Source organism: Amycolatopsis deserti, assembly GCF_014653945.1.
Lineage (GTDB): Bacteria > Actinomycetota > Actinomycetes > Mycobacteriales > Pseudonocardiaceae > Amycolatopsis_E > Amycolatopsis_E deserti.
Genome location: NZ_BNAU01000005.1, coordinates 1 through 16530, shown reverse-complemented (window position 1 = coordinate 16530; position 16530 = coordinate 1). Strand labels below are relative to the sequence as shown.

Below are 16530 nucleotides of genomic sequence, written 5' to 3'. Positions count from 1 at the left end.
GATGGGCATCCGCTCGCTGGCGTACCTGCGCATCGAGGCGACCGACATGGCTGCCTGGCGCGAGTACGGCCTCAAGGTCCTCGGCATGGTCGAGGGCAAGGGCACGCATCCGGACGCGCTCTACCTGCGGATGGACGACTTCCCCGCGCGGCTGGTGATCGTGCCGGGGGACAGCGACCGGCTCGCGGTGGCCGGGTGGGAGGCCGCCAACGCCGCCGAGCTGGACGAGGTGCGGTCGCGGCTGGACGCGAACGGTGTGCCGTACAAGGAGGGCAGCGCGGAGGTGCTGGCCGAGCGGCGCGTCACCGAGCTGATCAGCTTCGACGACCCCTCCGGCAACACCCTGGAGGTGTTCCACGGCGTCGCGCTCGAGCACCGGCGCGTGGTGAGCCCGTACGGGCACCGGTTCGTCACCGGCGAGCAGGGCCTCGGGCACGTCGTGCTGTCCACGCACGACGACGACGCGGCGCTGCGGTTCTACCGCGACGTGCTCGGGTTCCGGCTGCGGGATTCGATGCGGCTGCCGCCGCAGATGGTCGGCCGCCCGGCCGACGGCCCGCCGGCGTGGCTGCGGTTCTTCGGCTGCAATCCGCGCCACCACAGCCTGGCGTTCCTGCCGATGCCGACGCCGAGCGGGATCGTGCACCTGATGGTCGAGGTGGAGAACACCGACGACGTCGGGCTGTGCCTGGACCGGGCGAAGCGGCGCAACGTGCCGATGTCGGCCACCCTGGGGCGGCACGTCAACGACCTGATGCTGTCGTTCTACATGAAGACACCGGGCGGGTTCGACGTCGAGTTCGGCTGCGAGGGCCGTCAGGTCGACGACGAGTCGTGGATCGCGCGGGAGAGCACCGCGGTGAGCCTGTGGGGCCACGACTTCAGCGTGGGGATGCGGAAGTGATCTCGTCCGCGATCGAACCGGCGCGGTTCCGGCAGGTGCTCGGGCACTTCGCCACCGGGGTCACCGTGGTGACCACGATGGACGGTGACGAGCCCGCCGGGTTCGCGTGCCAGTCGTTCGCGGCGCTGTCGCTGGACCCGCCGCTGGTGCTGTTCTGCCCCGCCCGCAAGTCGCGCACGTGGCCGTCGATCGAGCGCAGCGGCCGGTTCGCGGTCAACGTGCTGGCCGAGGGGCAGCACCAGGTCAGCGCGGTGTTCGGCGCGCGGGGCGCGGACAAGTTCGCCGCCGTCGAGTGGACGCCGGCGCCGTCCGGGTGCCCGGTGCTGGAGGACGCGCTGACCTGGGTCGACTGCGCGGTGGAGACGGTGTTCGAGGCCGGTGACCACTTCGTCGTGGTCGGCCGCGTGACGGCGCTGGGGGAGGCGTCCAACGGGCGGCCGCTGCTGTTCTACCGCGGCCAGTACACCGGCGCGGCGCCGGTCAAGGCGGACGTGCTCAGCTGGGCCGGTCCGGACGATTGGCTGTGACCGCCTCCCCGGCGATCACGATCACCGCCTGGCCGGGGGCCAGCTCGGCGGGCACCCGGCCGGCCGCGGGGTCGTCGGTGTCGAACTCGCATCGCCACCGGCCTGGGCCGGGGTCGAACGGGTGCGGCCGCTCGGAGAGGTTGGCGGCGACGACGACCGGGCCGGTGCGGTAGCCGAGCACGTCGCCGGTGTGGTCGAGCCACAGCGGCGCGGCGCGACAAGACGCGGTGCGGGCGCGCGCGGCGATGAGCCTGCGGTGGATTGACAGCGGGGAGTCCGGGTCCTCCCGTTGCACCGCGACCGTGTCCGACGGGCTGCGGTCGCCGAACGGCAGCCACGCCGCCGATGCGGTGGTGAAGCCCAGGCCCGGCCCCGGCTCCCAGGGCATCGGGGTGCGGGCGCCGTCACGCGACTGGCTGCCGCCGTCGGCCGCGGCGAGCGGGTCCTGCGAGCGTCCTCGTGGGACGGTCCCGTCGGGCAGGCCCAGTTCCTCGCCGTTGTACAGGAACGGGATGCCTGGCAGCCCCATGAGCAGGGTGGCCACGGCGATGGCGCGCCGGGCGCTGCCGTAGCGGGTCACGGCGCGCTTGCGGTCGTGGCTGCTCTGCACCCAGGCGAGGGTGGGCGAGGCGGCCGCGGCCGCCCGCAACGCGGTGACCACCCGCTCGGGCGCCCACCCGGACTCGACCAGGCCGAACCAGAACGTGGAGTGCAGGCCGTCCGCCTCCACGTAGGTGGCGAGCCGGGCGGGGTCGAGGATGTACACCTCGCCGATCAGCACCGCGTGGTAGGAGTCGGCGATCGCGCGCCAGCGGCGGTGGATGTCCATCGCCGACGGTTGCTCGATGTCGTACCGGTGGTCCTGCCGCAGCCATTCGGCCGCCACCCCGCCCTGCGACGGCACGTCTTCCGGCGCCAGCCACGGGTTGTCGGGGAGTCCGGGGTGCTTGGTGAGGTAGTGCGCGGTGTCGATGCGGAAACCGTCGAGGCCGCGGTCGAACCAGAAGCGCAGGATGTCGTCGACCTCGTCGGCGACCTCGGGGTTGTCCCAGTTGAGGTCCGGCTGGTGCGGGGTGAACAGGTGGAGGTAGTACTGGCCGGTGCGTTCGTCGAACGTCCAGGCGGGACCGCCGAAGTGCGCGAGCCAGTTGTTCGGCGGGCCACCGTCCGGCGCGGGATCGCGCCAGATGTAGCGGTCCCGCAGGGGGTCGGTGCGGGACCGGCGCGCGCTGCGGAACCACGGGTGCTCGCTGCTGGTGTGGTTCACCACCAGGTCGGCGACCACCCGGATGCCCCGCTCGTGGGCGGCGCACAGCAGCTTGTCCAGATCGGACAGCGTGCCGTAGCGCGGATCGACCGCGCGGTAGTCGGCGACGTCGTACCCGTGATCCCGCATCGGTGAAGGGTGGAACGGGCTGATCCACAGCAACGTGACGCCGAGGTCCCGGAGGTGGTCCAGCCGGCTGATCAGCCCGGGCAGGTCGCCCCAGCCGTCCCCGTCGCTGTCCTGAAAGGACGGTAGGTACACCTGGTAACCGATGGCGTCCTGCCACCACGGACGATCGCGCATGGCCCCAGGAAACCGTGCCGCGGCGGGGTTTTCCAGAACCAATCAGCAGAGATTGGCCGCCAGTGCCGCGCCGAGGACCCCGGCGTCGTCGCCCAGCCGCGCCGGGAGGACGGGACCGGTGTGCCAGCGCAGGGTGTGCGCGGCGGCGAGGTAGGCCTCCCGGATCGGGCCGCTTCGCGCGACCAGACCGCCGCCGAGCACGACGGTGTGCGGTGCGAGGACGGCGCAGAGGCTGTCCAGCCCGCGGGCGAACTGCCGGGCGTGCTGCTCCAACGCGGCCACGGCCCGTGGCTGCCCGGCCGCGGCGGCCGCGGCGAGCCGGGCGGCGCCGGGTGTTCCGTCGCCGGCCGGTCCCAGCGCGGCGCCGGTCCGGTTCAGCGCGACACCGCCCGCGAGCTGTTCCCAGCACCCGCGGTTGCCGCACCGGCACGGCGGCCCACCGGCGTCCAGCACCAGGTGGCCGACCTCGCCGGCGTGCCCGGTGCCCTCGTGCGGCCGTCCGCCGGTCACCAGCGCCCCGCCGAGCCCGGTTCCCACGGTCACCAGCAGGACCGTGGCCGCGCCGGCGCCCGCGCCGAGGCGGGCCTCGGCCAGTCCGGCCGCGCGGGCGTCGTTGATCACGGTGACCGGTCGGCCCAGTTCCGCGGCGAAGTCCACATCGGACAAACCGAGGTTCGCCGACCAGGTCAGCACCCCGTCGCGCACCGTACCGGCGACCGCCACGCCCACCGCGGCCACGTCGGGGTGGTCCGCCAGCACCGCCCGGACCGTGTCCAGCCGGGCCGCCGGACCGGGCGGCAGCACCTGCCGCGTCACGCCGCTGAGCCGGCCGGCCCGGTCGACCAGCCCGGCTCTGACGTGGGTGGCGCCCAGGTCGATGCCGAGGGTGGTCACAGCAGCACCGGCTGGTCGTCACCGGCGTGCCGGTACCGCGCCCACGCGGCGGCCAAGCGGCGGACGCCTTCGTCGAACACCTCCGGCGGCCGCGCGTACACGACCCGGACGTGGTCGTCGGTCAGCCCGCGCGAGGACAGCACGCCGCCGGGCACCATCGCCACCCCGAACCGGGCGGCCACCTCGCTGAACGAGGTCGCCGTCCCGGACGGCAGACCCAGCCACAGGCTCAGCCCGCCCTCCGGCGGGGTCCACCGGAACTCCGGCAGCGACACGGTGAGCGCCTCGGTCGCGTGCGTGAGCCGGTCGCGGAGTTCGGCGATCCGCTCGGCCCGCACCTCGTCCTCGACGCCGAGCAGCCGCGTGGCGAGCACCTGGTCGAGCACCGGGGTACCGAGGTCGGCGCGCGCCTTGGCCCGGGCGAGCGCGCCCACGAGCGACGCCGGTCCGCGGATCCAGCCGAGCCGCAGCCCGCCCCAGTGGAGCTTGCTGAGCGAGCCGACGGTGACCAGGTTGTCCGCGTCCGCGTACGCCGCGAGCGGCGGCGGCGCCTGCTCGAACGCCAGCCCGGCCTGGCTGACGTCGTCCACCACCAGGGCGTCCCGGCCGGCGAGCGCGGTGGCCAGCCGCTTCCGGTCGCTCGGGCCGAGGATCCGGCCGAGCGGGCCGAGCGTCGGCACGAGGTACACCAGGCCGGGGCGGATCCGGTCGACGAGTGCGGGCACGTCGTCGCCGCCGTCGGTCACCGGCGGGGCACCGCGCACGGGCACGGACAGCCCGTGCAGCACGTCGAGGATGCCGGGGCTGGTCGGCGCCTCCACCACGGCCGGTTCCCTGTCCGGCAGCGCGTGCGCGGCCAGCAGCGACAACGCCTGCTGGTCCCCGGTGGTGACGAGCACCTGGCCGGCGTCCGTGGGCAAGCCCTGCGCGGTCAGCCGCCCGGCCAGCGCGGCACGCAGCGCGGGCAACCCGGCGGGGTGGTAGCCGGGGGTGTCGAGCGCCGCCGCGGTGTCGGCGTCGGCCACTCCCAGCTCGGCGACCGCTTCGCGCAGACGGCGGTGCGCGGGCAACGCGGCGGTGGCGAGGTCGACCAGTGCCGCCGGGTTCCGCAGCGCCGCGACGGCCAGCGATTCGCGCGGAGCCTCCGCATTCCCCGTCCGGCGCGCGCCGGTGACCCAGGAACCGCTGCCCTGCCTGGTTTCCAGGATCCCGGCTTCGCGGAGGCGGGCGTAGGCGTGCATGACCGTGCTCCGGCCGATCGCCAGCCGCGTGGCCAGTGATCGCTCCGGCGGCAGCGCGGTGCCGGGCGGGATGTCGCCGCGATCGATCGCTGCCGCCAGCGCCGCGGACAACCGGGCGTACAGCGGGCCCGGACGAGCGGACCAGTCGCCGAGCGCGTCCTGGATGTGCATGACGATTCCAACCAATCGGACCGTGATTGGTCCTATTCGAGCCAGGGGGACTCCGTCATATTGGCAGCAACGAGGTAACCGATGTCAAACCACTGGCGGAAGGTCGAGGCATGCAACTCGGATTGGTTGGTCTGGGGAGGATGGGCGGCCCGATGGCGCGTCGCCTCGCGGAAGCCGGGCACGAGGTGATCGGCGCCGACTCGTCCCCGGCCGCGGCCGAGCGGGCCCGGGCGGAGGGCACCAGCGTCACCGGTTCACTGGGCGATCTGGTCGCCGCTCTCACGCCGCCCCGCGCGGTGTGGGTGATGGTGCCGCCGCCCGCGACCGGCGGGGTCCTCGCCGAGCTCACCAGGCTCCTCGCCGACGGTGATCTCGTGGTCGACGGAGGCAACAGCGACTGGCGGGAGGCGGCCGGGCGGGCCGCGCGGCTCGCGGAATCGGGCGTCCGGTTCCTCGACGTCGGGGTGAGCGGGGGCCAGTGGGGCTGGCGGCACGGGTACGGGCTGACGGTCGGGGGCGCGGCGGAGGACGCCGAGCGCATCCACCCGGTGCTGGGGGCTCTGGCCGCGCCGGACGCGGTCGCCGTGGTCGGGCCCACCGGGGCCGGGCACTTCGTCAAGGCGGTGCACAACGCCGTGGAGTACGGGCTGATGCAGGCCTACGCCGAAGGTTTCGCCTTGCTGTCCGCGCGCGACGGGCTCGACCCGCTCACCGCGCTGCGGGTGTGGCAGGCGGGCTGCTCGGCCCGGTCGTTCCTGCTGGAGCAGACCGTCGACGCGCTCGCCGCCGACCCCGCGCTGGCCGGTGTCGGCTCGGCCGTCGCCGACTCTGGTATGGGCCGCTGGACCGCGGAGGAGGCTGTCCGGCAGGGCATCGCCACGCCCGTGCTCACCGCGGCGCTGCAGGCCAGGTTCGCCAGCCGGGACGACGATCGGGCGGCGAACCGTCTGCTGGTCGCCGCGCGGGCCCGGATCGGAGGCCACGCGCATGTCTGACGTGCTGGCACGGGCCAGGGTGGTGCTCGCGGAGGTCCACGACGCGGTGACCGCCGTCGATCCGGCCGCCGCGGCCGCCCTCGGCACGGCCATCACCACGGCACGGACGGTGTTCTTCGACGCGCGCGGCCGCTCCGGCCTGGTGGCGAAAGCCCTGGCGATGCGGTGGATGCACCTCGGGCTGCGGGTGCACGTGGCCGGTGAGACCACCGCGCCCGCGATCGCGGCCGGTGACCTGCTGGTCTGCCTGTCCGCGAGCGGCCGCACCGCCGGCCCGCTCGCGAACGCCGGCGTCGCCCGTGCCCGCGGAGCCCGGGTGGCCGTGCTGACCGCCGCGCCGGACTCCCCGATCGCCGCGGAGGCCGACCTCGTCGTGGTCGTCCCGGCCGACAGCCGCCAGCACGGCGGTTCCCTCTTCGAGCAGGCGTGCCTCCTGCTCGGCGACGCCCTGTGCGGGGCGTTCCAGCACGCCCACGCTGTTCCGGACGCGGCGCTGGCCGAGCGGCACGCGAACCTGCTGTGAACGCGCTGATCGCCGCGGCCGCGGGGGACGCGGACACCGCGAGGCGGCTCGCCCGGGCGGGGGTGGACGTGATCGTCGCGTACCACTCCAGCGTGCTGCGCCGCCGCGGTCTGCCCTCGGTGGCCGGCTTGCTGCCCTGGGCCAACGCGAACGAGCTGACGCTCGGGATCGTCCCGGAGGTCGTCGCCGCGGCTGGGGGACGGCCCGTGCTGGCGACGGTGTGCGCGAACGACGCCCTGCGCCCACCCGGTCAGGTGCTGGACGAACTGGCCGGGCACGGCGTGGCCGGCGTGCTCAATGCGCCCACGACCGCTCTGCTGTCCGGACCGGTGCGGGTCGCGGTGGAGGAGGCGGGGCTGGGCTACCGGCGGGAGGTCGAGTTGATGGCGCTGGCGCGCGAACGCGGGCTGGCGGCCTGGGGGTACGCGTGCACGCCCGCTCAGGCGGCGGATCTGGTGGCACACGGCGCCGACGCGGTCGTGATCCACCTCGGGATCACCCGCCCCGGTCCGCTCACCGCGGAGCACATCGCCACCCTCACCGCGGTGGCGGCGGCCGTTCCCGTGGTGCCGCTCCTGGCGCACGGTGGTCCGCTGACCGATCCGGCAAGGTTCCCGCGAACCCGACAGGATGGGGCGGGCTTCGGATTCTTCGGGGCCTCGGTGTTCGAACGCGCCCAGGACCTGGACGGCACGGTGGCCGCGTGGCGGCGGGCCGTGGGGGAGAACGGAGGACCATGCCGGACCACGTGATCACGGTCGAGGACGTCGAGACCTGGACCGGCCCGCCGCTGGTCCTGTTCGTCGGCATCAGCACCGCGGGATCGCTGGCGCACGTCGTGTTCGACGGCTGGGCCGACGCGCTCGGCCGGCCGTGGGTGCTGCGCGGCGTCGACCTGCCGCCGGACACGCCGCCACCGGTCTACCGGCGGCTGCTCGCCGCGATGCGCCGCAACCCGCTGGTCCACGGTGCCGTGGTAACCGCGCACAAGCTGCGGTGGTACCGGGCGTGCGCCGCCGAACTGTCCGAACGCGACCGGCTGGTCGATCTGACGGGCGAAATCAACACCCTCGCCACCGGTGCCCGGGTGGCCGCCTACGCCAACGACGCCCGCTCACTGGCCGCGATCCTCGGGTCGCCCTCGGGTGACCGGATCGTGTGCCTCGGCACGGGCGGCGCCGCGACCGCCCTGCTGCTGGCACTGCACCTGGACGTCGAGACCGGCGAACCGCGTGCCGACGCGCCGGAGCGGCTGGTGTTCGCCGACATCGACCCGGCGGCGCTCGACGCGCTGCGACGGGTCGCCGAGCGGATCGGTGCGCGGCCGGAGCTGGTGCACCTGTCCGGGCCTGCCGACCACCTCGTCCCGGGCGCGACGCTCGTGGTCAACGCCACCGGGCTCGGCAAGGACCGGCCCGGCAGTCCCCTCACCGGGCACGCCCCGTGGACCCCCGGCACGGTGGCGTGGGACCTGAACTACCGGGGCGACCTGACGTTCCTGCACCAAGCGGCGGCCCACGGACTGTCCACACGGGACGGCTGGGAGTACTTCGTCGCCGGGTGGGCGGGGGCGCTCACCGCGATCGCCGGGGAGCCGTTCACCCCGCGAGCCCTGTCCGCACTGGCGGCCGCCGCCGCACCACACCGACCGAGGAGGACCGGCACGTGATCCCGTTCCGCATCGACATCCCGGAGGAGGAGCTGACCGACCTGCGGGAACGGCTCCTGCGCACCAGGTGGCCCGACGAGGAGCCGGTCGGCGACTGGTCGCAGGGCGTGCCGCTGGCCTACCTGCGCGAACTGTGCCACTACTGGGCCACCGGGTACGACTGGCGGGCCACCGAGCGGCGCCTGAACGCGCTGCCCCAGTACCGCACGGAGATCGACGGCGTCGGCATCCACTTCCTGCACGTCCGCTCACCGCACGAGCACGCGTTGCCGCTGGTGCTCACCCACGGCTGGCCCGGGTCGGTGCTGGAGTTCGAGAAGGCCATCCCGCTGCTCACCGAACCGGAGGATCCGGCCGACGCCTTCCACGTGGTGGTCCCGTCGCTGCCCGGCTACGGGTTCAGCGACCGCCCGGCCGCACCGGGCTGGGGCGTGCAGCGGATCGCCGCCGCGTGGCGCGAGCTGATGTCCCGCCTCGGCTACGAGCGCTACGGCGCCCAGGGCAGCGACTGGGGCACCAGCGTCACCACCAGCATGGGGCAGCAGGACACCGGTGAGCTGGCCGGAATCCACCTGATGCCGCCCATCGCGGCGCCGGACCCGGCCACGTTCGGCGACCTCACCCCGGCCGAGGAGGCGGCGCTGGCGGACCTGCGCCACGCGGCCGCGCACGAGTCCGGCTACTCCGAGCAGATGACCACCAGACCCCAGACGGTCGGCTACGCGCTGACCGACTCACCGGCCGGCCTGTGCGCGTGGATCGTGGAGAAGTTCGCGTCCTGGACCGACAGCGGCGGACGCCCCGAGACGGTCCTGACCCGCGACGAGATGCTCGACGACATCACCCTGTACTGGCTCACCCGCACGGCCGCTTCGTCGGCCCGCCTGTACTGGGAGAGCTTCCGGCAGGTCGGCGAGTGGTTCACCACGGCGACCGACGACACGGTCACCGTGCCCGCCGGCTGCACGGTGTTCCCGAAGGAGATGCCGCGCCCGTCCCGCCGCTGGGCGGCCAACCGTTACACCGACATCCGGCACTGGAACGAACCCGACCGCGGCGGCCACTTCGCGGCGTGGGAGCAGCCCGCCCTGTTCGCTGCGGAACTGCGTGCGTTCTTCCGCATGGTCCGGTGACGACCCCGGCGCCGGTGTCCACAGTGGAAGGAGGACGAAACCGGGCAAATCGCTCGTCGAAGTCGCCGCGATCGCCGCGTGACCTCCCGTCCGGCGCCGCGCGGCTCTAGAGTCGGGGAATGGATCTCAGGCACGACGCGCGCGAGCTGTCCGACGACCTCGTGGCACTCCGGCGCGCGCTCCACCAGGTTCCCGAACTCGGCCTCGACCTGCCGCGCACCCAGGAGACGGTCCTCGCCGCCCTCGACGGGCTGCCGCTGGAGATCAGCACCGGCACCGGGCTGTCGTCCGTCACCGCCGTGCTGCGCGGGCAGGGCGGCGACGGCGGCGGCCCCGTGGTGCTGCTGCGCGGCGACATGGACGCCCTGCCGGTCACCGAGAACACCGGGGCCGCCTTCAGTTCGCGGCACGAGGGCCGGATGCACGCGTGCGGGCACGACCTGCACACCGCCGGCCTCGTCGGCGCCGCGCGGCTGCTGTCGGCGCACCGGGACCGGCTGGCCGGCGACGTGGTGTTCATGTTCCAGCCCGGCGAGGAGGGCCACGACGGCGCCGGGCACATGATCGCCGAGGGGGTGCTGGAGGCCGCCGGCCGCCCGGTCGCCGAGGCCTACGGGCTGCACGTGGTGTCGGCGATGATCCCGCGCGGGCAGTTCGTGTCCCGGCCCGGCCCGATCATGGCCGCCGCCGACGGGCTGTTCGTCCGGGTGATCGGCGCGGGCGGGCACGGGTCGCGGCCGTACGCGGCGCTCGACCCGGTGCCGGCCGCGTGCGAGATGGTCACTGCGCTGCAGACCATGGTGACCCGCCGGTTCGACGTGTTCGACCCGGTCGTGGTCACCGTCGGCAACTTCCACGCGGGCACCCAGCGCAACATCATCCCGCCGGACGCCCGCTTCGAGGCGACCATCCGCAGCTTCTCGAAGGAGGCGCGGGAGCGGGTCGCGGAGCTGGCCGTCCCACTGTGCCGGGACATCGCGGCGGCCCACGGCCTGGAAGCCGAGGTCACCTACTCGCCCGAGTACCCGGTCACCGTCAACGATCCGGCCGGTCACGAGTTCGTCGCCGAGACCGTGCGCGAGGTGTTCGGCGAGGAGCGGTTCTCGGTGGCGACCGACCCGGTCACCGGATCGGAGGACTTCTCCCGCGTCCTCGACCGCGTCCCGGGCGCGTTCGTGTTCCTCGGGGCGACCTTCGCCGACGAGCCCGACTCCGCGCCCTACAACCATTCCCCGGAGGCATCGTTCGACGACAGCGTGGTCGCCGACGGCGCGGCGCTGCTCGCGTCGCTGGCCGCGCGGCGGTTGAGCGGGGTGGGCGCATGACCCGGATCCTGTTCGCCGGCGGCCGGGTCTTCGACGGCACCGGCAGCGACCCGTTCGACGCCGACGTCGTGGTGGAGGACGGCCGCGTCGCCGAGATCGGCACCGGGCTGGACGGCGACGAGGTGGTCGACTGCACCGGCACCACGGTGCTGCCCGGGTTGTTCGACTGCCACGTGCACGTCACGGTGTCCGACATCAGCCTGATCAAGCTGTTCCAGAAACCGTTTTCCTACCAGTTCTACGAGGCGGCGCGGAACCTGCGCAGCACGCTCGAACTGGGCATCACCACGGTGCGCGACGCGGGCGGCGCCGACCTCGGCATCAAGAAGGCACAGGCGGACGGGATGATCAGCGGCCCCCGGCTGGAGATCTCGATCGGCATCATCAGCCAGACCGGCGGGCACGGCGACGACTGGATGCCCTCGGGCCACTGCGTCCCGCTGACGCTGCCGCACCCGGGGCGGCCGTCCACGGTCGTCGACGGGCCGGACGAGATGCGCAAGGTGGCGCGGGAGTTGCTGCGCGCGGGCGCCGACGTGCTCAAGGTGTGCACCACCGGCGGGGTGCTGTCCCCGGGCGACGACCCGCGGCACACCCAGTTCACGCCCGCCGAGCTGGACGTGCTGGTCGCCGAGGCCGCGATGCAGGGCAAGGCGGTGATGGCGCACGCGCAGGGCACCGACGGCATCAAGAACGCCGTGCGGGCCGGGATCCGGTCCATCGAGCACGGCATCTACCTCGACGACGAGGCGATCGAGCTGATGCTCGCGCACGGCACCTGGCTGGTGCCGACGCTGATCGCGCCGATCGCGGTGATCCGCGCGGCCCGCGCCGGTGCCGCGCTGACCGACGAGATGGTCCGCAAGGCCGAGGACGTCGCCGAGGTGCACGCCGATTCGATGCGCCGCGCGGTGGAGGCCGGGGTGAAGATCGCGATGGGCACCGACAGCGGGGTCGGCCCGCACGGCACGAACCTCGAGGAGCTGCCGTTGATGCAGGCGGCCGGCATGAGCCCCGGTCAGGTGCTCGCGGCGGCCACGTCGTCGGCGGCGGAGCTGCTCGGCTACGGCGATTCGCTGGGCCGGCTGGCGCCCGGGTTCCGCGCGGACCTGGTGGTGGTGTCCGGCGACGCCTACGACCTGGCCGCGCTGCCCGGGCGGGTCCGGGAGGTGTGGCAGGACGGCGTGCGGGTGGTCGCGCCCGGTTCGCAGAAGTGAGAAAACCCCCGGACCGCGCCGAAACTGGGGGAGGATGGCGCGGCCCGGGGGCCTCGCTCCAGCGCCCGAGGGGGAGGTAAGCGCCGGAGCTCCGGCCGGTGTGAAACTGGGGAGGATGACACCGGCCGTATGAACTCAGGATAGCGCGCGTTCCGCGCCGCGGACCCGTTTCACAGGAACTCGACAGGTTTCGGCGTGGCGGGTCAGAGGACCAGGTCGGCGAGAACGGTGTTCAGGGCCTCGGCGAACGCTTCCGCGTTCCGCTGGGGGGCCAGGTGCGCCCCGGGCAGCTCGACGAACGGCAGGCCGAGTTCGAGGGCGAGCGCGCGGGCCGGGCGGTAGTGGTAGTAGCCGCGGCTGTCCTCGCCCGCGGTCAGCACGAGGGGCACCGGGCCGCGGCGCAGCGCGTCGAGGTCCGGCACGTAGCGGTAGATGCCGACGAGTTCGCGGTCGAACAGCAGGCGCCACTCGTGTTCGTGCGGCAGGCGCACGGTCTTGAGCGGGGGCAGTCCGGCGCCCGCGATGGAGGCGAGGAACTCTTGGAAGGCTCCGAAAACGTCGCCGTCCGCGCTGCGCGCCGCCTGTTCCTCGGCGAACGCGATCCAGTCGTCGGCGTCCGGCAGCAGGCCGACCGTGGGTGGTTCGTGGACGACCAGCCCGCTGACGGCGTCGGGGTGCCGGATGGCCAGTTCCAGCCCGATCTGGCCGCCGGCGCTGCTGCCGAACACAAGGGCCTTGCCGTAGCCGAAGTGCTCGATGACGGCTCGCGCGTCGTCCGCCTGCCGCGCGACGGTCAGGGGCCCCTCGGAGGAGTCCGTGCTGCCGAAGTGACCCCGCCGATCGTAGGCGAGAACGGTGTACCGGGCCGCGAGCCGCTGCGCGAGGGCCCGGTAGGAGGCGGCCGCCCCGGTCCCCCCGGGGATCAGGAGCAGCGCCGGGCCGGCCCCACTCCGCTCGACGTGCAACTCCCCGTCCGGAACCGGGCACGTGCTCTCCGAGATCATGCGCGAAGTCAAGCACAGCGCGGTGGCTGCCCGGTGGGCTCCCGGCCTTTCGCCGCCGCGGCGCCTTCGCCCCTTCGCGCGCGTGGGCCCCGCGTGTGGGGGTTTCGCGCGTGTGGGCTTCGCGCGTGTCGGCTTCGCGTGTGTCGGCCGTCACCCCGCTGGGGTGTTCACCACCGCGGCTGCCGAGTGGCGCCCCCTGAGGGATTCCGCCACGGCGGCTGCCATGCGGCAACCCGTTGGGGTTTCCGGCCACTGCGGCTGCCGAGTTCGCCTCCGGCCGGTGTGTTCGCACCGGCCGTTAGCCGTGTCGGCGACCCCGCGTGCGGGTTCGTAAGCGCGGCCGCTGTGTTCCTCACCGGCCGGGCTCTTTGCCACCGCGGCCGCCGGGTTCGTCACCCCGCGCCCGTGTTCGCCAGCCCGCGCCCGTGTCGCCACCGCTGCGCCGGTGCTGGCGTGCCAGCCACCGTCTTTTGCCGCTCAGACCACCCACCCACTCCATCCAAATAGGACAGTCCTCAGGCTTCCTTCAACGCCGCGGCCAGCCCCTCGCCCAGCGGGGTCGTCGGGCGGCCGATCAGCGCCGCCAGCTCGCCGGTCGCGTCCGCGAGCGTGCCCTCGGCGATGTTCCGGTCGAGCGCCACCACGAACCCGGCCGTCTCCGCGGGCAGCCCCGCCTCGACGAGCGCCGCGCGGTGCTCGTCGGCGGTCAGGTCGCGGTAGCGGATCTCCGTGCCGGCGATGGCCGAGATCTCGGCGGCGAGGTCGTCGAACGTCCACGCCACGTCGCCGGCCAGCTCGTACACCTTGCCCTCGTGCCCCTCGCCGGTGAGGACCGCGACGGCGCCCGCGGCGAAGTCGGCTCGCGTGGCGCTGGCGACGCGGCCCGAGCCGGCGCTGCCGATCAGGACCCCGCTCGCGATGGCCTGCTGAGCGTTCGGCACGTAGTTCTCGGTGTACCAGTTGTTGCGCAGGATCGTGAACGGCACGCCCGACGCCCGGATGATCTCCTCGGTCGCCTTGTGCTCGGGCGCCAGGACCAGCGTCGTGTCGTCCGCGTGCGGCGCGCTCGTGTAGACCAGGTGAGCGACGCCGGCCTGCGTCGCGGCGTCCACCGCCGCCTGGTGCTGCGGGACCCGGCGGCCCACCTCGTTGCCCGAGATCAGCAGCACCTTGCTCGCGCCCGCGAACGCCGCCGCCAGCGTCTCCGGCCGGTCGTAGTCGGCTTCCCGCACCTGGACGCCCAGGTCCGTGGCCTTCTCCGGGCTGCGCACCGCGGCGACGATCTGCTCGGCGGGCAGCGTTTCGCGCAGGCCGGCGATGACGTGGCGGCCCAGCTGGCCGGTGGCGCCGGTGACGACGATGGTCATGTTCTCGCTCCTTCTCGGAAGTCCGTGCGCTGTCGAAGTTAGTACTAACTTCTAGTAAGTGCCAACCAAGGGTAAGTACCATCACAGGGCATCGTGGGTCCGACCAGGTATCCTTGACGGCATGAGTTGCGACGCCGAGCACGACCAGCTGGTCGCCGACGTCTTCGCGCGCGCGTGCACCTCACGTGGCGTGCTGGAGCACGTGACGGGACGCTGGGGCACGCTCGCGCTGGCCGCGCTCGCCGAGGGGCCGTTCCGGTTCAACGCGTTGCGCCGCAAGGTCGACGGCGTCAGCGAGAAGATGCTGGCCCAGACGCTGCAGGCGCTGGAGCGCGACGGTTTCGTGCACCGCGAGGCCGAGCCGACGATCCCACCGCGCGTGGAGTACAGCCTGACGCCGCTCGGCGCCGAGGTCGCGGGCCGGCTGCGGGAGCTGATCGAGCTGGTCGAGGGCCGGGTGCAGGACGTGATGGCCGCGCGCCGCGCCTACGATGAGTCGAAGGCGGCGGTGGCGGGCTAGTCGCGCTGGGCCAGGAACACGAACTCCATCCCCGGCCGGTCCGGGGCGTCGCGCACATCGCTCACGCGGAATCCTTGTGCGGCAAGGCTTTTCTCGATCTCCTCGCGCTCCCGGAAGCGCAGGGTCGAATCGGAGGTCACCACTTCGCCGTCGCTGAGGAACCGGTACGTGAAGCGGAACGACACCAGCGGCAGGCTGATGTCGGTGACCTCGAGGCGGCGCTCCACCGGTCCGGTGCCCGGCACGTCGAGCACGAGCGGTTCGCTGGTCGCGGCCCAGTCCTCCCAGGCGCGCCGGTCCGGGCGCCGGGTCTCGAACACGAAGTGGCCGCCCGGTCGCAGCGCGGCGTGGATGCCCGCGAGGGTGCGGCTCCAGTCGTCGTCGGTGAGGAACACCTGCGCGACATTGCCCGTCATGGCAGCGAGATCGGCGCCCGCCGGCGGCAGATCCGTGGCGTCGCCGTGGATCCACGTGACCTTCCCGTCCGGGTCCTTGGCGCGGGCGACCGCCAGCGACGCCTCCGCCGGGTCGACGCCCACGACGGTGCGGCCCGTCGCGGCGAGCAGGACGGCCAGGCTGCCCGTGCCGCAACCGACGTCCAGCACGTGTTCGGCCTTCAGCTCGTCGGCGATCGACAGGTACAGGTCGAGGTCGTCGCGCTCGCCGTCGAAGGTGTCGTAGATCGGGGCGAGACGGGCGTGGGCGAAGATCGCGTCGGGCACGGTCGCACTTTATCCGTCCGGGTGACCGGCACGCGCCCGGTTTTTGTCGGTACCCCCTGGCACACTCCGGACGTGGCCAACTGGAGGGAATTCGAAGAGCAGGCACCGGCGCTGGCGACGGCGGTGCGTGAGCGGTTGACGGCCGCGGAGACGCACGTGCTGGCGACTCTGCGGCGGGACGGGTCGCCCCGGGTGAGCGGCACCGAGGTCGACTTGCGGGAGCCCGAGCTGTACATCGGGTCGATGTGGGGCGCCCGCAAAGCGCACGACCTGCAGCGCGACGGCCGCTTCGCGCTGCACGCACACCCGTCCTCGGAGGGCGACGCGAAGCTGTCGGGGATCGCGATCGAGATCACCGACAAGGCCGTGCTGGACGCCATCCAGGGCGACATGCAGCCCAGCCACCTGTTCCGGCTGGACCTCCAGCAGGCGGTGGTGACGACCGTCGAAGGCGACAAGTTGGTGGCGACGACATGGTGGCCGGACCGGGAGGTGGTGCGGTTCGAACGCAAGTGACCACGGGACCGACGCCCCTGGCGCCCATGAGGGATGGGGACGCGCTGTTTCGTTGGGGTGGCGCTGGCGGGGCCGGCCTGCCGGGTGGGGAGGGCTAGGCGGGCCGTTCGTGGTGGGCCGCCGGGTGGGTGGCTGCTGCGCCCTCGGCGGGCTGAGGCGTGGGCGCAGTGCACGGCCGGCTCGCGTCTGCGCACCGCTGCGCATGGCGCCTCCACCTCGGGCGCCGCGGCTC

General features: G+C 73.7%; 17 protein-coding genes. 11 read left to right on the top strand and 6 right to left on the bottom strand.

Translation table 11 applies throughout. The features are described from left to right. The first annotated feature begins 1 nt into the window (after position 1). Entirely contained in the window at positions 2–904 is a 903-nt protein-coding gene (hsaC, locus tag IE290_RS21155) for an iron-dependent extradiol dioxygenase HsaC (protein ID WP_191246417.1), read from the top strand. After that, on the top strand, positions 901–1431 hold the full coding sequence (hsaB, locus tag IE290_RS21150; protein ID WP_191246416.1) for a 3-hydroxy-9,10-secoandrosta-1,3,5(10)-triene-9,17-dione monooxygenase reductase subunit: 531 nt from the start codon (positions 901–903) through the stop codon (positions 1429–1431). The genes hsaC and hsaB overlap by 4 nt, the downstream gene beginning before the upstream one ends. Here hsaB and IE290_RS21145 read toward each other — a convergent pair. The 3 genes from IE290_RS21145 to IE290_RS21135 are packed head-to-tail and all read right to left on the bottom strand — an operon-like array spanning position 1400 to position 5307. Then, positions 1400–3001 carry an alpha-amylase family glycosyl hydrolase gene (locus IE290_RS21145; protein WP_191246415.1) on the bottom strand — a complete coding sequence of 534 codons (1602 nt, stop codon included), beginning with the start codon at positions 2999–3001 and terminating at the stop codon, positions 1400–1402. The genes hsaB and IE290_RS21145 overlap by 32 nt on opposite strands. A 42-nt stretch (positions 3002–3043) precedes the next feature. Then, the gene (locus IE290_RS21140) at positions 3044–3895 is read right to left on the bottom strand and encodes an ROK family protein (RefSeq protein ID WP_191246413.1); all 852 of its coding nucleotides are present in this window, start codon (positions 3893–3895) and stop codon (positions 3044–3046) included. After that, positions 3892–5307 carry an aminotransferase-like domain-containing protein gene (locus tag IE290_RS21135; RefSeq protein ID WP_191246411.1) on the bottom strand — a complete coding sequence of 472 codons (1416 nt, stop codon included), beginning with the start codon at positions 5305–5307 and terminating at the stop codon, positions 3892–3894. The genes IE290_RS21140 and IE290_RS21135 overlap by 4 nt, the downstream gene beginning before the upstream one ends. A 110-nt stretch (positions 5308–5417) precedes the next feature. Between IE290_RS21135 and IE290_RS21130 the strand changes: the two genes are divergently transcribed. From IE290_RS21130 to IE290_RS21100, 7 genes are all read left to right on the top strand, one after another. Further along, positions 5418–6302, top strand: coding sequence for an NADP-dependent phosphogluconate dehydrogenase (locus tag IE290_RS21130; protein WP_191246409.1), 885 nt, complete (start codon positions 5418–5420; stop codon positions 6300–6302). Beyond that, a complete protein-coding gene (gene hxlB / locus IE290_RS21125) occupies positions 6295–6825 on the top strand; it encodes a 6-phospho-3-hexuloisomerase (protein WP_191246407.1) in 531 nt (176 codons plus the stop codon). Before IE290_RS21130 ends, hxlB begins: the two co-directional genes overlap by 8 nt. Then, positions 6822–7577: a phosphoenolpyruvate hydrolase family protein gene (locus IE290_RS21120; RefSeq protein WP_191246405.1), complete on the top strand. Its 756-nt coding sequence runs from the start codon at positions 6822–6824 to the stop codon at positions 7575–7577. The genes hxlB and IE290_RS21120 overlap by 4 nt, the downstream gene beginning before the upstream one ends. Beyond that, complete coding sequence (locus IE290_RS21115) at positions 7562–8494, top strand: shikimate dehydrogenase (protein ID WP_191246403.1); 933 nt, start codon at positions 7562–7564, stop codon at positions 8492–8494. Before IE290_RS21120 ends, IE290_RS21115 begins: the two co-directional genes overlap by 16 nt. Beyond that, complete coding sequence (locus tag IE290_RS21110) at positions 8491–9627, top strand: epoxide hydrolase family protein (RefSeq protein WP_191246401.1); 1137 nt, start codon at positions 8491–8493, stop codon at positions 9625–9627. Before IE290_RS21115 ends, IE290_RS21110 begins: the two co-directional genes overlap by 4 nt. Positions 9628–9746: 119 nt before the next feature. Next, positions 9747–10952: a M20 metallopeptidase family protein gene (locus IE290_RS21105; protein ID WP_191246399.1), complete on the top strand. Its 1206-nt coding sequence runs from the start codon at positions 9747–9749 to the stop codon at positions 10950–10952. Next, positions 10949–12169, top strand: coding sequence for a metal-dependent hydrolase family protein (locus IE290_RS21100; RefSeq protein WP_191246397.1), 1221 nt, complete (start codon positions 10949–10951; stop codon positions 12167–12169). The genes IE290_RS21105 and IE290_RS21100 overlap by 4 nt, the downstream gene beginning before the upstream one ends. A 203-nt stretch (positions 12170–12372) precedes the next feature. Here IE290_RS21100 and IE290_RS21095 read toward each other — a convergent pair whose 3' ends face one another. Both IE290_RS21095 and IE290_RS21090 read right to left on the bottom strand, forming a co-directional pair. Then, positions 12373–13173, bottom strand: coding sequence for an alpha/beta fold hydrolase (locus IE290_RS21095; protein WP_191246395.1), 801 nt, complete (start codon positions 13171–13173; stop codon positions 12373–12375). A 515-nt stretch (positions 13174–13688) separates the two neighbouring features. Further along, positions 13689–14540, bottom strand: coding sequence for an SDR family oxidoreductase (locus IE290_RS21090; RefSeq protein WP_191246393.1), 852 nt, complete (start codon positions 14538–14540; stop codon positions 13689–13691). A 121-nt stretch (positions 14541–14661) separates the two neighbouring features. On the opposite strand from IE290_RS21090, the gene IE290_RS21085 reads away from it, so the two are divergent. Then, complete coding sequence (locus IE290_RS21085; RefSeq protein WP_191246391.1) at positions 14662–15060, top strand: winged helix-turn-helix transcriptional regulator; 399 nt, start codon at positions 14662–14664, stop codon at positions 15058–15060. Here the strand turns inward: IE290_RS21085 and IE290_RS21080 are convergent. Then, positions 15057–15782: a class I SAM-dependent methyltransferase gene (locus IE290_RS21080; protein WP_191246389.1), complete on the bottom strand. Its 726-nt coding sequence runs from the start codon at positions 15780–15782 to the stop codon at positions 15057–15059. The two genes, IE290_RS21085 and IE290_RS21080, sit on opposite strands and share 4 nt — an antisense overlap. 72 nt (positions 15783–15854) lie before the next feature. On the opposite strand from IE290_RS21080, the gene IE290_RS21075 reads away from it, so the two are divergent. Then, positions 15855–16298, top strand: a complete 444-nt coding sequence (locus tag IE290_RS21075) for a pyridoxamine 5'-phosphate oxidase family protein (RefSeq protein WP_191246387.1) — start codon at positions 15855–15857, stop codon at positions 16296–16298. Positions 16299–16530: the final 232 nt, after the last annotated feature.